This window comes from Sporosarcina sp. G11-34, assembly GCF_026931025.1.
Map to the genome: position 1 here is coordinate 355,830 of NZ_JAHNZW010000001.1, position 15,478 is coordinate 371,307.

Sequence of the window (15,478 nt, forward strand, 5' to 3'; positions counted from 1 at the left end):
CTCTATAAGTACAGTATACTTTTTATTGACAATAAAAGAAAAGAAAAGCCGCACTACATTATCGAAGTAGCGGCTTTACAAACTTTAGTTTATTTCCATATGGAGGTAGCGCGAGTCGCATTGGAATCTTCGTGCTTCGCTGCATAATTGCCTTTGCATGAGTGAAAACTTCAAAACTATATTTACCGTGATATGCATTTATCCCAGAAGTTCCAACACCACCAAAAGGCAAATTCGTATTGCCGACATGAGACACCGTATCATTAATACATCCGCCGCCAAACGGTAAACTTTCAATGAAATAATTTGCTGCTTCCTCATTTTCAGTAAACATATACGCGGACAACGGTTTCGGTAACTGACGAATACGATGTATGGCCTCAGCGAGATTGTCGTATTCTAATATGGGTAAGATTGGCCCAAAGATTTCGTCCTCCATCGATTGGCTTTCCCAGGTCACTTTGTCGAGTATCGTCGGTTCAATATATAAACTCGAGCGATCAAAATCACCGCCATGAATAACTTTCGGCCACTCCTTCTCAATTATTGCTACAAGGCGATCAAATTGACGTTCATTGATAATACGGCCGTAGTCTTGGCTTTTGGAAGGTCTTTCGCCATAAAACTTCTGAATCGTTTCAATTACTTTGTCGATAAATTCAGCCTTCACTGAATGATGAACAAGTAGGTAATCAGGTGCAACGCAGGTCTGTCCAGTGTTTAGAAACTTTCCCCATACAATCCGTTCAGCTGCATTTGTGAGATTGGCAGTTTGGTCCACTATCGTCGGACTTTTCCCGCCTAGTTCAAGCGTTACCGGCGTCAATCTTTCTGCAGCGGCCTTCATTACAACTTTTCCAACTGCAACACTGCCCGTGAAGAATATATAATCAAAAGGTGCATGAATGAGTGCAGAAGTCTCTTCTCGTTCCCCTTCAACAACCCGAATATATGAAGGAGAAAAAGTTTCTGAAATTATTTTATTCACAATCTTTACTGTGTGGATTGCTGCCTTAGAAGGCTTTACAATTGCACAATTACCGCCGACAATCGCACCGACAAGTGGCTCCATTAGAAGTTGAAATGGATAATTAAATGGGCCTATAATTAGGACCGATCCGTAGGGTTCGCGCACAACAAAGCTTTTGGCCGGTTGTAGATGAACAGGCGTCTTTGCAGACTTAGGCTTCATCCATACATCTATATTATTAAGCATTTCCTTAATGCTTGATAGAACAAATCCAATTTCGGTTACGTATGATTCAAATGGGCTCTTTCCCAAATCCTTTTGTAGCGCCTCAATAATTTCTTCCTCATTTTCAACAATTGCGTCTCGTAATTTTATAAGCATTTCCTTACGAAATTCCGGACTCTTTGTCACCCCAGTGAAATACAATTCGTGCTGTGCGGCAATCATTAATTCAACATCTTTACTCGTGAAATTCATCGTCTCTCCTCCATTCTATTTGTACGTTACATTGTTTACTAGACTCCTAGAAAAAGACAAAATGTTATACCATTATATAATTTCACATGTGATTCAACTTTTTATATTACGTGAGTAACTCATCAATAAGCCTTTGGATAACTAGTCCCTCTGAGAAAGGTACTAAAAGTGCTTCTTCTCCTCGTGCTGATGAAATACACTCTTCCACAAGGTTCTTTACTGAATCAAAGGAAGTCAATATCTCGAAAGGACTGTCTTTTAGTGCCACACTAAGTTCGGACCAATTGCGCAGTTTTAAAACGCCTTCAGTTCCATATACTGTGTAAGACAGTTCTTCTTGCTGTCCAATGCCGGTTAGTCCATTTAATAGGACTGGAATCTGATTTTCTGTTTCGCCAATTGCAAGGACGCTTGTTTCGGACAACAGCTGATCACCCGGGTAAATCGTTTTATGTTCATGGATCGATATGTTCCCGAACATTCTGTACATAAGTTGAAAATAATGCGGGAAAACTTCCCGTGTAAATCCACCTTGTTCACGCGAACCAATCCACGGATTCTGTTGCCAAAGTCGTGGCCAATGTGGAAAGTATGTACTCAGTTCGACACGAACGATATCGCCCACAGTTCCCTTATTGACAAGTTCTAACATATGCCTTGCCGACGGACTGTACATGAGTGGAAAATGCATCGCGGTTTGACACTGACTTTTTTCTGCAACTTGTGCCATGATTTCTCCATCAATTTCATCATGTGCGAGTGGCTTTTCGCAAAGAACATTTAAGCCTGCCTGAATCGCTAATTCACTAAGCGATGCATGAGACACTGGTGGTGTACCGATATATACCCAGTTCGGTTTTAGAGATAACACTTCTTCATATGAAGATGCCACGCGAAGATTATATGTATCAGCCATTTCAGTTAGCCTTTGCCTGTTTTCATCAAATAACACAACGATGTCAGCGTTATTGTTCTCCATAAGTTGCTTAATAATTCGTTCACCGACAATTCCGGTTCCAACTACTGCAAATGTAATTTTTGTCAAAAGAATCACTCCTATTTATTGGGATCAACACCGAAATATGATTTTGACAAGTATTAATGAGCATCTATACAAACCGTTGATTTTCGTTCCGAGCGGACGCTTTCCACTACAATCAACTAGAAATCGTATTCATTAGCTCAACATATACAGTTTTATAATCAAGTAAAGACTTTCGTGTTAATAACTCTATTGATTAAACAAACATGCCTAAGCGTTGCCTATTATACCGTAGTTACGCTTCTGCTAAATGAAATTAAATGGTTACTAAAAAAAGTAGGCCTTCCAAATCTTTTTTGCCCGATTATGGTTTTCATTATAACACTTAGGGTTAAATCATGTTTACTACAACAAGCGATTGAGGAGGAAATATAATGACAACTACAGAAACTTGGTGGGAAGAAATTTTCGAAGGAGACCTCGCCCTTGGCATTAACAAGGAGAGATTTGCTGAACTAGAAAATGAGAATTTCCTCTATTTTGAAGGGGAAGAAATTGAAGAAGATAAACTGTATTCGTAACGTTAACAATCCAGCCTGTACCTATTGCAAGTAGGGCCAGGCTGTTCTCTTATTCTATACTTCTCCAAAGATAAAGTGCCGCATAGCTCAGATACGGTGTCCAATCTGGAAAGTGAGCCGCAATTTCTTCTTTTGACGGTTTCTGATCCATTTCCCATAAAGTTTTCAGTGCATTTTGCAAGCCAATATCCGCAAGTGGAAAAAGATTTGGCCGTCCTAGGCCAGACATAAGGAATCCTTGGGCAGTCCATGGACCAATCCCACGATACGATGTTAACTCTGCTGTTACTTCATCGTCTCCTAGATACTTGAACTTATTTAAATCTAGCGCACCACTTGCTATCGCTTGTGACACCCCAATCATATACTCTGCTTTACGCGCGCTGAACTGCATCTCACGCAACGTAGCAACGTCCAGTTCCGCAGTTATTTCAGGCGACGGATATCGCCATACACCATCCGTTTCGGTTCCAAAAGTTTCAACAAAACGCATCGACAATGTATTCGCAAACGACATATTCAGCTGTTGGTGAATAATACTTCTTATTAATGTTCCATAAAGCGAGAAACTTCGGACAAGCGGTGTACCTTCATGTTCTTTAAATATCGGGGCCAAGTCTGTTTCCATAAAGTGCGAACTGATTCCTTCGAGAGATTGATTGAAGTGGAAGTTTGTTTTTACTTTCTCGATTTGCATTTCGTCCAGTGCCCCGTCTAAGATAAATGAAGGAAGCTCATTCGTACCCGTTGCCAGTAGTTTTACAATATTCCCCTCTTCCATAGGAATACGTATAGAACGATTCAAGACATCGACTGAATTCAAAGGATCACCAGAAAGTCGCTCAAGAGCACGATCAAAGTCATATTTAAATGGAAGTATTATTTTAGTTTCTATTACTTTCACCTTTTCTGTTTACTATTTGTGCCGTTATTATACTACTAATAAAGTTATTACGGAAAAGGGTTGACTTACTGAGTGGGTTTGCTATAATAGAGTTTGTCCAGTAAGCAGGACATAAACATTTTAATGTCGGTTTCGTAGCTCAGCTGGGAGAGCGCTACCTCGACAAGGTAGAAGTCGGGGGTTCGAGCCCCTCCGAGACCATAGGGTTTAGACCCTCAAGAACGCTGTAGGAACACGGTTTTCTTGTAAAAACACCACCTCTTCGGAGGTGGTGTTTTTTGTTGTTTATTTATTAATCGTCCCACCCAACACCTTATTTAAATAAAGTTATTAAAGGGTTATCGATTTCAATTAATCCAAGTGATAATTTAGTTGAACTAATTGTTGTTTTTCGAAACGACCTTCAGTTATCGTGAAGTATTTACCCAATCGATTTATGAATACGCTTAGTTTTTTATTGGTATACCACATTTTTTTCCACAGGAGTATCTTCTTCGAGTTCCTTTATTAACAGGAGTAGTTCCAGAGCACTCATTGTCGGCAGACTTTCCAATAAGATCATCGCAGATTCAAAAATTTTAAATTCAAAAGTTTTAATCTCCCCTTCAACATGAAATTCCGAACCAATTTGTTCTAACAAATAAATCTTAATAATGAATGGCTCCGCAAAATCCACAACAGGGTCCATATTTCTAGTAAGAATTAAAAATCCCAAATCCTCCATATTCTCGTTTTTTATTCCCGTATATATCTGCATATTTTCCAAAAGGCAATCTGATATGATTACATTGAAATCTTCTTTCATCTTTATCTCCCCCATTTTTCTTTATTAATACATTATCCATAAGCTAACTCTACTACGTTTAAGCGAATATATAAAATGCAGAAAATCGATTTTCGAGCCCTTTTCCGATGTGAATATTGAATTGTGTATTTACTTAATCTATCTAATTAGGCAAAAAATTATCTTCAAAATCAAACTTGCTAGTTTTCAGGTTCTTGTTTTATTATTGAAAACGAAAAAAGTATGATCCATAACGGACCATACTTTTTTCTTCCTCCAAATAGTTATGGAGGCTGCACACGGAAAATTTTTGTTTTTCAAATACTACTTTACCGTACTGCTATGCTGCTTTAAAAATGTTCTTTTACTTGCTGACGATTAAAACGAATATCTCGTCAGTGACGTTCCACTTCTCTGACTGTTTTAATAAACTTTCTTCTAGCTAGGGGTTCACATCGTTCTAGTGTAGCTTTCTCCCTGTACAGCCAGTCTTCATATTGCACTTAAAACAAAAAACTTTACCGATACTGCTTGCTGTTAAATTCTTACTTGTTCTTAACGAAACCTCTAACTCTTGGTTCCCGACGAGTTTTCACCCCGCCAGCAAAGCAAATTTTCCGCCAAGGCTGTGCATTTCATCTTCGGAAGTCCACCGTAGGTTACTCGTCTACTGGTTTCATTCTTCAGTTGTTTCACCTTGTAGTTAGTATATACCCACCCCTCAATATTCTAAACCTACTTTTAAATAAATTTTTAAATTACTTTTTATTTATTATATTTACTACGTGAAACAATTTAAATTTACTTATTTTAATAATAAATATGAACGTCAAGGTTTTTTTACTGCTAACTATTTGTCTACTGTGGAAGGAGGCGTCTCCTGTGGGATTAGCGGGCAGTTGAGACCCCACAGGAGCATCTTTTTGCGACCTTTAAATTCATGTTCGGCTGGCCCTACGGAAAGCGCCAAGGAAAGATCGAACTATAACTCTCCGCACAGTCGACCTGGAACGCAAATCTATATTATTCAGATTTTAATGCAAAATACTTAATAATAATAATAGGAAGCCTATTACTTTTTTCTTCATATCATATAAAGACTAAAGATCTTGAAAAATAGCGAAAAGGAGCGATTACGGTGTATTTCACTAAAGAAATACCTTCACATCCTAAGGATATTCGTCAATTTTTCGATACGTGGACAGCTACACATAAGTTAATGTTCGCAGCTTTAATGGCTGCAATTGCAACGGTTTTACAATCTGCTGGGGGAATGTTTCCAGGGGTTAGTTTTCTTATAAGCCTTCTTACAACAGCTCCTATATTGATAGGCTCACTCATTTCATTTAGATTGGGCGCAATGATTTATATGTTGACGACTTTTTTATTATTGATCATACAACCAAGCGAGTTAATATTTTTCCCCTTCACAACAGGATTGCTCGGACTATTCCTCGGATGGACATTACTTTTATTTAACCGACGAATAGAAATTATCGTTTCGAGTGGTACCTTATTATTTCTCGGTATGTGTATCCCATTATATCTATTCGCCTTTCCCGTTTTCGGCCCCACAATTCTCTCTTCGTTTAACATGACTGTTTTGGCATTTATCTTTAGCTTCTCACTACTCTATTGCTGGCTCTGGTTGGAAATAGGCTTGTTATTGTTGCGGAATATAAAAAACTTCTTATTATAAAACCACTTTAATTGTATGTAAATTTCTTGAGTTACAAGCTCATATAAATACGAAAAAAGCATGATCCCGGAGGATCATGCTTTTTTCTGCCCCAATACTAATGGGGTCTCGCACGGAAAATTTGTTAGTTCTTCATTTCACATTCACAAACTGTTCTTTCTGACGACTAACTATCAACCTCGTCAATGCAGTTTGACTGGTACGACTGTCTTCTTAAGCCAAATTTCGGCTAGGGGATCACATCTTACTTTGTGTGAATCTCACCTTCCACAGCCATCCTTCAAGTTGCACTTAAAACAAAAAACTTACCGCCTACTGCTAGATGATACACGATCGGCTCACTTTTACGGACTGAGCCTCCTGAAACCTAAACTCTTGGTTCCTGACGAGATTTTCTTTTGCCAGTAAAGCAAATTTTCCGCCAAGGCTGTGCAAATCATCATCGAAAGTCAACTGTAGGTTACTCGTCTACAAGCTTTCTTTCTTAGTTGTTTAGCCTTGTACTTAATATATACCCCAGTTTAAGGTTGTTAAACCTAATTAAACAAACTTTTTAAATAATTATTATTTAATGAGTGATTAAATTTAAACTCCAAGTATTTTAAAGGTAACATCCTTTACTCCAGATATCATTTCTAATTAATCTAAACCAAGACATCTTGATCTGTCGAATAATACCTGACTATTTCATGCTTGTCTCAAGGTTTGTCTTCTGTTATTTCCTCACTTATTTCTCCACTAGCTTCTTCATTATCACGCGTTTTATGCGCGATACGCGAGGCTGCTGATGCAGCGATACTTGCGACTAAATCATCAAGGAAAGTATGGATACCTCGCCCTTTTTTCGTATCTAGTTCATTAATAATGCCGATTTTGTTTTTATCCAAATAGCCAAATGTTGTAACCGCAATCGAGCCATATGTGAATACTGCTCCAAGCGCTATTGTTTCATCAACACCAAATAATCCTTCGTCTGATTCAACAATTTGTTGCAAGGGAGCAGATAATTTTCCTTGCTCCGCAAGTTCGTCTAGTTCAATTCCGACAAGAATTGCATGCTGCAACTCCCGTTTTTCCAGCACACTATTAACCGATTCAACGCAATAACTCATTTCTAACTCCGGATTATAAGGCAACTGCATTTCATAAACAATGTCTGCAATGTCTTGGATTGTAACCCTTCTACGTGCTAATGCAGCCTTTGTAGCGTCTTCCACTGTCTTTGAATGTACTACTTTCTTTTTACTTACCATATCTAACATCCCCCTAATTTCTTTAAGTCAAGCACTACAACTATTATACCTATTAATTAGGATATGATACAATTTCACTACCAACTACACGAGGAGGCCATAACATTATGAAGCAAGGTAAAGTTGAAGAATTCACGATTCAGAGTAAAGAACTAGGCGAGGATATGCAGGTAATCGTCCACTTACCGCATAATTACACCCCCCTTTATAAATATAATGTACTCATAGCATCAGATGGAAAAGACTATATACAATACGGACGTGTTGGACGCGTGATTGATGAATTTATCGAATCAGGTGATATTGAGGATGTCATTTTCTTCGGGGTCCCATACAAAAGCGTAAGTGAACGGAGACGTATGTACCATCCCGAAGGTGACAAGCGCGAGGCATACACACGCTTCCTGGCACACGAACTTGTCCCATACATTGATGAGCATTACCCGACTCTCCAAATCGGGGCGGGAAGAGGCTTAATCGGCGATTCTCTTGCGGCTACGATTTCATTACTTACTGCTGTAAAATATCCTCATACATTCGGAAAAGTTATTCTACATTCCCCATATGTTGACGACTTTGTTCTCGAGAAGGTTCAGTCAGTAAAAGACTCTTCTGCCTTTTCGATTTATCATGTGATCGGTGAAGGAGAAACGGAAGTGAATACCCAAGTTGACGGGGTTCAAGATTTCCTGACGCCTAACCGCGAACTAAAAAAGGTAATCGAATCACAAGAATTCCTATACTTTTATGATGAATTTAAAGGTGACCATACTTGGAAGTATTGGCAGCCGGATGTCCGCCGAGCGCTTGCAATGGTTTACGGTCAATAATTTTAGAATAATGACAGACAAGCGTTATTTCTGTTACAATTAATATGATCACTATAATTTTTTAATTATATAAGGAGGCTTTTGTTATGAAATACGGTATTGTAGCATTCCCATCAAAAGAACTTCAAGAAATTGCAGATGGGTATCGCAAGAGATATGACCCACATTATGCGCTTATTTCTCCACATATGACTATCAAGGGCGTCTTTAATGCAAACGATGAAGAAATTGAAGAAGTTGTAAAAGCTATTAAAGAAGTTACTATCAAACACGCTCCATTCGAACTAAACATTGCAAAGGTAGGCACTTTTGCACCCATTACAAATGCCATTTACTTCAAAGCAACGCCGAGCGAAGAATTATCAAGCTTGCATAAGAGTTTGAACTTCGATTTCTTCGGAGAAGAACCACCTTATGCATTTGTTCCACACGTTACAATTGCACAAAAACTCACATCCGGTGAACACGACGACATTATCGGCCAGTTGAAAATGATTGGTGTCGATCATACCGAAACGATTGAAACCCTGCACCTAGTCAAGCAACTTGAAGATGGATCATGGGCTGAGTTTAAAACATTACATCTTGAAGGAAACAAGTAAATTTTGTTCCACGTAAATATTGCGACTTCAGATCGCGAAAGAGAAGATGCTTTTTCTGTAAGACGTAAAGTGTTTGTCCAGGAACAAGGTGTTCCACTTAACTTAGAACTTGATGAACTTGACGAAACAGCAGATCATTTTATCGTCTACACGACCGATATCCCTATCGGGGCAGGTAGAATCCGCGAATCCAATGAAGGTATTGGTAAGGTTGAGAGAGTTTGTGTTCTTCCCGAATACCGGGGAAAACATATTGGTGTTCTAGTTATGCAAGCACTTGAAGATCATGCAGCAAAAAAAGGATTCAAAAAAATTATCCTTAACGCACAATCATATGCCATTCCTTTTTACGAAAAAATTGGTTATGTAATTACTTCGCCCGAGTTTATGGATGCCGATATCCCACATCGGGCAATGGAAAAAAGGATAACAGAATAAGAGATAGCTGAATTGTCTCCTCCTTACAGAGCAGATGAATTTCAGCTATTTTTTGTTTACAAAAAAGGAGATGTGCGCATTTTTCTAAAATGCACACACTCCTTTTATAACGTCAAAAGATGTATTTTCGGTAGACCCTGTAAGTGTAGCAAGGATTCTGCTGTTTTCAAAAGTTCTGGAAACCACCTATTGGTACTAGTTGATTTACCTATATATAAGCATTTACGGAAATTCCATATCCAAATATTTCAGATATTGCCGGTGATAAGTTTACATAATTTAGTTGAATTTATCTTTTAGATAACCGAGGTGGATAAACAACGACAAACGGATTATTGTCTCTTCTTGTATCATTATTTTCAAATTGAAAATGAAGCCTTCCCTCATTCTTTTTCTGAAAACCCAGCTTCAGTTTCACCTGCTGTAATCTTCCATTTCTACCAAAGTTATATGACGTTTTACTTATGCCGTTTGCATATTGCTCTGATTGTAATGGTCTAACTCGTAACAGATAAACCATCGTCTCCACCTCAACTCTTCTTATACTACTTATATACCATACTATACTTCGACACAAATACTAATATCGATTATTCAATCAATTAACCCTTTCCACCGAGCATTTTCTCGATATCCTGAAAGTTAACTGATTTCCCGTCATTTACAATTGACTTAACGAGTTCATCCTCCATATGCAAAGGAACTTTCTTTTTCGCCAGTTTGCCAACGTTTCGTATAATTTTTCGCACTTGGCGTTCATCACTGAAATCCGCGAATTGAATTGCATTTGCAAGCGCGAAAACTTCTTCCATCGGAACCCCTGTTTTAGATTCTATACTTCGGAAAAATGAATCATTCATCCGCTATTCCTCCCTCTTATACAAAAGTACTGCCGACAATTATGAGTAGGATGAAGAGAACAACGATAAGAACAAATGTTGAGCCACCTTCATTCCCTCTTTCTTGTTCACACCCGTGTCCACAGCCATGGTGATAACCGCCGCCTCCATAAGGATTGCTTCCATACATAGAAAACCCCTCCTTCCCTTCTACATAGTGTATGCAGGGGAAAGAGAGGTTGAAAGGGCGCTTGCCATTTAGTATTTATTTTTCAGATTTTCCCTCTTGACTTAAATAGCAGGGCTCCAATAAAACCGAATAAAATAGCAGCACTAATACCTGAGCTAGTTACTTCAAACATTCCTGTAAGTACGCCAACAAATCCATGTTTCTCAGCCTCAGCCATCGCACCATGTGTTAATGCATTACCGAAAGATGTAATTGGGATTGTAGCGCCAGCACCTGCAAAATCAATTAAAGGCTCATAAATTCCAAAGCCATCCATTATTGAACCAGATACGACCAATATACAAAGCGTATGTGCCGGTGTTAGTTTCGCTACATCAAATAGCAATTGTCCTATCACACAGATCAGCCCACCAACAACAAATGCTGTTATAAATATCGACATTATTTAACCCACTCATTTCATCATTAATTCGACTGCGTGCGCGATGCACGGAATAGTTTCACCTTGTTGGAAAGTTACCGGCGACAGCAGGGAACCTGTTGCAATAAGAAGAACGCGCTTGTATTCACCAGCCATCAGTTTTGCATAAACATCTGAAAAGTAAATTGCAGCGGAGCAACCCGCCCCACTTGCACCGGCTTGGAAATCCGGATTGCCCCCGTAGAATTCTGCACCTGCGTCCCGTAAATTAGAGGTTGTATCGAACTTCTCTTTTTCAAGAAGTTTTTTATACAGTTCAAAGCCTATCTTTCCAAGATCTCCTGTTATAATCGCATCGTAGTGATTCACTTTTCTGCCATGCCCTTTTAGATGACGTAGTAATGTGTCGGCCGCAGCTGGTGCCATTGCAGCTCCCATTTTGAAAGGATTTGTTATCCCCAGATCTACCACGCGACCAATTGTTCCACTTACAATAGAAGGAAAGCCTTCTTTGTTTGGGGTTACCGCAGCAACTCCGGCCGCTGTAACCGTCCACTGCGCCGTCGCAGGCGTCTGCGATCCATACTCTACCGGATAACGGAATTGACGTTCAACTGCGTTGTGTTGACTACCTGAACCCGCTATCGAGCAACTAGACATGCCAACCTCAGTTAATAGTGCAGCTGTCAGCAAGGATGAAACAGACGTTGCGCAGGCAGAAAACATACCGATATATGGGATCTGTAAGGAAGAAGCACAGAAACTGGAAGGAGTCATTTGATTAATTAAATCTCCAATTAGAAGAAAGTCCGCATCGGCTGGTAACTTATCCACTTTACTTAAGGCAATCATACAAGCATCTTCCATCAATTTTGCATGCCCCTGTTCATTGGTTGTAAGTTTCCCCCGCTCATCGTCATACACTTTATCAAATAACGACACGAATGGACTCTTATTCTCAAGTGGCCCCGTCACCACACCAGTGGCTGCAATTATAGGATGCGAAGCAAATGTTAAAAGACCTTTAGTTACCATGAGACAACACCTAACTTTACAAGTATCAACTTAATAAGTGCAACGACAAATGCGGAGGTAACTCCAAATAATATGACGGATCCCGCGAGCTTAAACATATTTCCACCAACACCAAGTACATATCCTTCACTTTTATGCTCGATAGATGCTGAAATTACAGCATTTCCAAACCCCGTAATCGGAACAGAGGCTCCAGCACCGCCAAATTGTGCAATCTTCTTATATTTCCCAAAACCAGTTAGTAGCATGGCGAAAAATATGAGCGTTGCGACTGTTGGATTACTTGATGTGCGTTCAGTGAAATCAAAGAAAGACATATAGAAGAGAGATACTCCCTGTCCAATTAAACAAATTGTTCCCCCGGTAATAAATGCAGTGAAAACATTACGTAGTATTGGGACCTTCGGAGACACTTTGGCCTCCAATTTCGCATACTTCTTTTCATCCATCATGTTTCTTCCTCCGATAATGATTTCAACTTTTTGATGCTTTTCGACAATTCCTTGTCTTTTGCTTCTCCGTTCATCATCTTAGTCGTCTCGTAGATAAACTTTCCGTCAGCTGATACCGTCACATCAAAGTCCTTATAAAGTTCTTCTATCCTCTTAGTTAGTTCTTCTTCAATTTTATTTTTATGGAACCTCGAAAATGTTTTTACAGATACCCCTGCTATAATCTCTTTTTCATGAAATATCGCGACTGCACTCGCTAAGCGCTCATCATCTTTAAATACTTCTTCTGCTTTTCCTATGTCAGCATTCGTTTCATTTTGAATACGAATGCCGCTTGTAGGCCGAACACAACCCGAGAGCAATAGAAATATTGAGCTATATATAATAAATCTACGGATATGCTTTCGCCACCTTTTCTTATAGCATGCCAAAGTATGACACTTTTTATTCAAAACTAATTAGTATGCCCGCACCCTGCAGAGACTGTCGCATAAAGTATAAAGAACTGAGAAAAGGAGGTGGAAATAATGGGCTGTGGAAAAGGTGATAATGTTGGTCATGATCGACATTCAACACATTGTGTTTGCGACGTTCTTCGCGCGATAAAAGACATTCAAGATAATGGCGCGGATGAAGAGTGCAGAGAATGTACCACAAGCTGCTTCATGGAGCCACTGGGTGGTATTTCAAATCCCGGTAAAAGAAAACCTATCGATACACGCGTTTTCATGCTTTTGACGAAAAATGGCGATCCGTTTAAAGCGTTTTACCGTGATGGAGATTGTCCCGATACGAATTGCTATTCGGTATTTTTCCGAGTAGAAGAGGTTTTCGGAAACTGCTGTGCGACATTAAGAGTGCTAGAACCGCTTAAAAAAGATAAAACTGAGGCTAATCTTCTTGATTCAACAGGTACAACACTTAAATTAAACAACATTTGTGCTGTGTGTAAATTCAAAGCAACTGACAGTTGTATTACTGTCGATTTAAGCTGCTTCTGTGGAGTACAGTGTGTGGATGATGTATTCCTTAATATTTGCTAATTAATTTAATTGATACAACCTGCAATGCCTGAGCTGTTGGAAAAGGGGACGTTTCCCTTTTCCAACAGTTTTTAAAAACAAAAAAACGGAGAACTGAATGATTCAGTTCTCCGGTAATGATTTTCCACGCCATTTCACATCTTGTATCTCACTAAGGTCGATTGAAACAATAGTATCCTCATCACCATCAATTTCAACAACGATTGTATTACCTTCAAACTTCGATACATTTCCCGTAATTCTTTCATCCTCATCCAGATGAAAAGTTAACGGGCGATAGATTTGTTGACCAAACGAAGTTTGAATTCGGTTTAGTTTAGCAATGATTGCTGGTTTCGTCTCATTTATTTCGACAGGCAATCCCTCGGCTATTTCTTTTTGTTCATCCACATCTATTACAAATATTGACGTACTCTCCTCTTCGATAAATGGAACCGCAATAAAAATGGGCGGGCCGCTGACGAACATCAACGGAACGGGTAGTGACATAAAATGCACATCCTTTTCCACATTATATGCATATATCCGTTTACTGTTCACTTAAGTTGCAGCATTAAAGACCGCTAATGAATGTTGTTGCTAATCCGAGATAAATAAGTGTACTGAGTAAATCATTCAATGTTGTGATAAAAGGACCCGATGCAACTGCTGGATCCACACCCATTTTGTGCATGAACAGTGGGATGAACGAGCCCGAAATTGTTGCAACAAAAATCGATACAAAAATTGCAGCACCCACGAGAAGACCCAGCAGGAATTCCTGTTTCCACACGTAAATAAGTCCAACTACAAATATTGCACAAATAAATCCGGTAATGAGTCCCGTTCCAGCTTCTCTAAATAGTAATTTAACCTTACTTTCCTCTTCGATATCTTTCGTTGCAATTCCACGGACGGCTACAGCAAGAGCTTGCGTCCCACTATTCCCGGCAGTTCCAGCAATCAAGGGGATAAAGGCAGCAAGAAGCGCAACTTTCTCAATTGTTGCTTCGAACGCGCCTATTAAGTTCGCGGTCAACATTCCTAAAACCAATAAAATCAAAAGCCATGGAAGCCTCTTTTTGGCCGCAGATAGTGAGTTTTTATCAAATGTACTCATATCAGATACACCAGCGAATTTGGAGTAGTCATCAGATGCTTCTTCTTCGATTACATCGAGAATATCATCGACCGTAATAATACCGAGTATATGTTGTTGAAAATCGACAACCGGAACCGCAAGGAAATTATAATCTTTAATCATCCGAGCGACTTCCTCCTGATCTTCACTAACAAGCACACTAACCACACGATCATTCATTATCGAAATAATTAGCGTATCTTCATGCGCAATGATCAAATCACGAAGAGATACAACACCCGTGAGCCGCTCATCTTCATCAACGACGAATATATAATAAATAGTCTCTGCATTTGGAGCCGCATTTCGTAATATTGTCATCGCCGAACGAACTGTTGAATTTTGTGGGACAACGACGAATTCCGTTGTCATGATTGAACCGGCTGTAAATTCCTCATAATGAAGAAGAGCCTTTATTTCAGTAGCTGCTTCTTGATTCATGAGCGTCAAATAACTAACGACTTGTGCTTTGTCTAATTCATTCAGGACATCGACCGCGTTATCCGCAAACATATAGGAAAACATATCCGCTGCATACTTAGAGTCCATCTCCTGAAGGAACTTCTTATAGTCATTGTCGTCTATTTCAGTTAGTTCAAATATCTCGGCAAGTTCTTTAGGTGACAGGTAGTAATACATAATCTTTCTTAATTCTGGTTCAACTTTTTTATAAAATGAGGCTCGGTCATACGGATGAAGTGCTAAAAAACCTGTGCGAAATAATTCGATGTCTTTATTCAGAAGAATTTCAATTAGCTGTTCCTCATCGTAAATAATCTCTTCGTGATTTCCGACTTTCTCAACCATTGCCGTCACCATCCTTTCCTTTTACTTGCGTCTTATGGTTACAATAGAAGT

At 39.2% G+C, this 15,478-nt stretch carries 20 protein-coding genes and 1 tRNA gene; 7 read left to right on the top strand and 14 right to left on the bottom strand.

Features of this window, described 5'->3' with window-relative positions; genetic code table 11:
* Nucleotides 1-58: 58 nt before the first annotated feature.
* Nucleotides 59-1,447 carry an aldehyde dehydrogenase gene (locus KSU66_RS01650; protein WP_269049660.1) on the bottom strand — a complete coding sequence of 463 codons (1,389 nt, stop codon included), beginning with the start codon at nt 1,445-1,447 and terminating at the stop codon, nt 59-61.
* 106 nt (nt 1,448-1,553) lie between these two features.
* Nucleotides 1,554-2,492, bottom strand: coding sequence for a Gfo/Idh/MocA family protein (locus KSU66_RS01655; RefSeq protein ID WP_269049661.1), 939 nt, complete (start codon nt 2,490-2,492; stop codon nt 1,554-1,556).
* A gap of 371 nt (nt 2,493-2,863) precedes the next feature.
* Here KSU66_RS01655 and KSU66_RS01660 point away from each other — a divergent pair, with 371 nt between their 5' ends.
* Nucleotides 2,864-3,010: a hypothetical protein gene (locus tag KSU66_RS01660; RefSeq protein ID WP_269049662.1), complete on the top strand. Its 147-nt coding sequence runs from the start codon at nt 2,864-2,866 to the stop codon at nt 3,008-3,010.
* Nucleotides 3,011-3,059: 49 nt separating this feature from the next.
* Here the strand turns inward: KSU66_RS01660 and KSU66_RS01665 are convergent, their stop codons facing one another.
* Nucleotides 3,060-3,914 (bottom strand): DNA-3-methyladenine glycosylase family protein, encoded by an 855-nt coding sequence (locus tag KSU66_RS01665; RefSeq protein ID WP_269049663.1) that lies wholly within the window; start codon nt 3,912-3,914, stop codon nt 3,060-3,062.
* 128 nt (nt 3,915-4,042) lie between these two features.
* On the opposite strand from KSU66_RS01665, the gene KSU66_RS01670 reads away from it, so the two are divergent.
* Nucleotides 4,043-4,115, top strand: a tRNA-Val gene (locus KSU66_RS01670).
* A 253-nt stretch (nt 4,116-4,368) separates the two neighbouring features.
* Here KSU66_RS01670 and KSU66_RS01675 read toward each other — a convergent pair.
* On the bottom strand, nt 4,369-4,719 hold the full coding sequence (locus tag KSU66_RS01675; protein WP_269049664.1) for a hypothetical protein: 351 nt from the start codon (nt 4,717-4,719) through the stop codon (nt 4,369-4,371).
* Nucleotides 4,720-5,836: 1,117 nt separating this feature from the next.
* Between KSU66_RS01675 and KSU66_RS01680 the strand changes: the two genes are divergently transcribed.
* Entirely contained in the window at nt 5,837-6,397 is a 561-nt protein-coding gene (locus tag KSU66_RS01680) for a hypothetical protein (protein WP_269049665.1), read from the top strand.
* A gap of 698 nt (nt 6,398-7,095) precedes the next feature.
* Here KSU66_RS01680 and KSU66_RS01685 read toward each other — a convergent pair.
* Nucleotides 7,096-7,650, bottom strand: coding sequence for a phosphatidylglycerophosphatase A family protein (locus tag KSU66_RS01685; RefSeq protein WP_269049666.1), 555 nt, complete (start codon nt 7,648-7,650; stop codon nt 7,096-7,098).
* Nucleotides 7,651-7,757: 107 nt separating this feature from the next.
* Between KSU66_RS01685 and KSU66_RS01690 the strand changes: the two genes are divergently transcribed.
* The 3 genes from KSU66_RS01690 to KSU66_RS01700 all read left to right on the top strand — a co-directional run bounded on the left by KSU66_RS01690 (nt 7,758) and on the right by KSU66_RS01700 (nt 9,520).
* A complete protein-coding gene (locus tag KSU66_RS01690; protein ID WP_269049667.1) occupies nt 7,758-8,480 on the top strand; it encodes an alpha/beta hydrolase in 723 nt (240 codons plus the stop codon).
* Between the two features lie 86 nt (nt 8,481-8,566).
* A complete protein-coding gene (locus tag KSU66_RS01695) occupies nt 8,567-9,082 on the top strand; it encodes a 2'-5' RNA ligase family protein (RefSeq protein WP_269049668.1) in 516 nt (171 codons plus the stop codon).
* 3 nt (nt 9,083-9,085) lie between these two features.
* Nucleotides 9,086-9,520, top strand: a complete 435-nt coding sequence (locus KSU66_RS01700; RefSeq protein WP_269049669.1) for a GNAT family N-acetyltransferase — start codon at nt 9,086-9,088, stop codon at nt 9,518-9,520.
* A 289-nt stretch (nt 9,521-9,809) separates the two neighbouring features.
* On the opposite strand, the gene KSU66_RS01705 is transcribed toward KSU66_RS01700, so the two are convergent.
* The 7 genes from KSU66_RS01705 to KSU66_RS01735 all read right to left on the bottom strand — a co-directional run bounded on the left by KSU66_RS01705 (nt 9,810) and on the right by KSU66_RS01735 (nt 12,819).
* Nucleotides 9,810-10,040 (bottom strand): hypothetical protein, encoded by a 231-nt coding sequence (locus KSU66_RS01705; protein WP_269049670.1) that lies wholly within the window; start codon nt 10,038-10,040, stop codon nt 9,810-9,812.
* Between the two features lie 82 nt (nt 10,041-10,122).
* A complete protein-coding gene (locus KSU66_RS01710; protein WP_269049671.1) occupies nt 10,123-10,380 on the bottom strand; it encodes a stage VI sporulation protein F in 258 nt (85 codons plus the stop codon).
* A gap of 16 nt (nt 10,381-10,396) precedes the next feature.
* Nucleotides 10,397-10,549, bottom strand: coding sequence for a YjcZ family sporulation protein (locus tag KSU66_RS01715; protein ID WP_269049672.1), 153 nt, complete (start codon nt 10,547-10,549; stop codon nt 10,397-10,399).
* A gap of 82 nt (nt 10,550-10,631) precedes the next feature.
* A complete protein-coding gene (gene spoVAE, locus KSU66_RS01720; protein ID WP_443028919.1) occupies nt 10,632-10,991 on the bottom strand; it encodes a stage V sporulation protein AE in 360 nt (119 codons plus the stop codon).
* Between the two features lie 12 nt (nt 10,992-11,003).
* Nucleotides 11,004-12,005 carry a stage V sporulation protein AD gene (locus tag KSU66_RS01725; RefSeq protein ID WP_269049673.1) on the bottom strand — a complete coding sequence of 334 codons (1,002 nt, stop codon included), beginning with the start codon at nt 12,003-12,005 and terminating at the stop codon, nt 11,004-11,006.
* On the bottom strand, nt 11,999-12,454 hold the full coding sequence (gene spoVAC / locus KSU66_RS01730) for a stage V sporulation protein AC (protein WP_269049769.1): 456 nt from the start codon (nt 12,452-12,454) through the stop codon (nt 11,999-12,001). Before spoVAC ends, KSU66_RS01725 begins: the two co-directional genes overlap by 7 nt.
* Nucleotides 12,454-12,819 (bottom strand): hypothetical protein, encoded by a 366-nt coding sequence (locus tag KSU66_RS01735; RefSeq protein WP_269049674.1) that lies wholly within the window; start codon nt 12,817-12,819, stop codon nt 12,454-12,456. The genes spoVAC and KSU66_RS01735 overlap by 1 nt, the downstream gene beginning before the upstream one ends.
* Before the next feature lie 165 nt (nt 12,820-12,984).
* Between KSU66_RS01735 and KSU66_RS01740 the strand changes: the two genes are divergently transcribed.
* Nucleotides 12,985-13,500 (top strand): CotY/CotZ family spore coat protein, encoded by a 516-nt coding sequence (locus KSU66_RS01740; protein ID WP_269049675.1) that lies wholly within the window; start codon nt 12,985-12,987, stop codon nt 13,498-13,500.
* Between the two features lie 102 nt (nt 13,501-13,602).
* Here KSU66_RS01740 and KSU66_RS01745 read toward each other — a convergent pair whose 3' ends face one another.
* Nucleotides 13,603-13,989, bottom strand: a complete 387-nt coding sequence (locus KSU66_RS01745; RefSeq protein WP_269049676.1) for a hypothetical protein — start codon at nt 13,987-13,989, stop codon at nt 13,603-13,605.
* 64 nt (nt 13,990-14,053) lie between these two features.
* Nucleotides 14,054-15,427 (bottom strand): magnesium transporter, encoded by a 1,374-nt coding sequence (gene mgtE, locus KSU66_RS01750; RefSeq protein WP_269049677.1) that lies wholly within the window; start codon nt 15,425-15,427, stop codon nt 14,054-14,056.
* Nucleotides 15,428-15,478 lie beyond the last annotated feature (51 nt).

Bases quoted from the DNA above. Each gene is read 5' to 3' on its own strand.
- KSU66_RS01650 (WP_269049660.1), bottom strand. From the start codon at position 1,447: ATGAATTTCACGAGTAAAGATGTTGAATTAATGATTGCCGCACAGCAC.
- KSU66_RS01660 (WP_269049662.1), top strand. From the start codon at position 2,864: ATGACAACTACAGAAACTTGGTGGGAAGAAATTTTCGAAGGAGACCTC.
- KSU66_RS01675 (WP_269049664.1), bottom strand. From the start codon at position 4,719: ATGAAAGAAGATTTCAATGTAATCATATCAGATTGCCTTTTGGAAAAT.
- KSU66_RS01685 (WP_269049666.1), bottom strand. From the start codon at position 7,650: ATGGTAAGTAAAAAGAAAGTAGTACATTCAAAGACAGTGGAAGACGCT.
- KSU66_RS01690 (WP_269049667.1), top strand. From the start codon at position 7,758: ATGAAGCAAGGTAAAGTTGAAGAATTCACGATTCAGAGTAAAGAACTA.
- KSU66_RS01695 (WP_269049668.1), top strand. From the start codon at position 8,567: ATGAAATACGGTATTGTAGCATTCCCATCAAAAGAACTTCAAGAAATT.
- KSU66_RS01705 (WP_269049670.1), bottom strand. From the start codon at position 10,040: ATGGTTTATCTGTTACGAGTTAGACCATTACAATCAGAGCAATATGCA.
- KSU66_RS01710 (WP_269049671.1), bottom strand. From the start codon at position 10,380: ATGAATGATTCATTTTTCCGAAGTATAGAATCTAAAACAGGGGTTCCG.
- KSU66_RS01715 (WP_269049672.1), bottom strand. From the start codon at position 10,549: ATGTATGGAAGCAATCCTTATGGAGGCGGCGGTTATCACCATGGCTGT.
- spoVAE (WP_443028919.1), bottom strand. From the start codon at position 10,991: ATGTCGATATTTATAACAGCATTTGTTGTTGGTGGGCTGATCTGTGTG.
- KSU66_RS01725 (WP_269049673.1), bottom strand. From the start codon at position 12,005: ATGGTAACTAAAGGTCTTTTAACATTTGCTTCGCATCCTATAATTGCA.
- spoVAC (WP_269049769.1), bottom strand. From the start codon at position 12,454: ATGGATGAAAAGAAGTATGCGAAATTGGAGGCCAAAGTGTCTCCGAAG.
- KSU66_RS01740 (WP_269049675.1), top strand. From the start codon at position 12,985: ATGGGCTGTGGAAAAGGTGATAATGTTGGTCATGATCGACATTCAACA.
- KSU66_RS01745 (WP_269049676.1), bottom strand. From the start codon at position 13,989: ATGTCACTACCCGTTCCGTTGATGTTCGTCAGCGGCCCGCCCATTTTT.
- mgtE (WP_269049677.1), bottom strand. From the start codon at position 15,427: ATGGTTGAGAAAGTCGGAAATCACGAAGAGATTATTTACGATGAGGAA.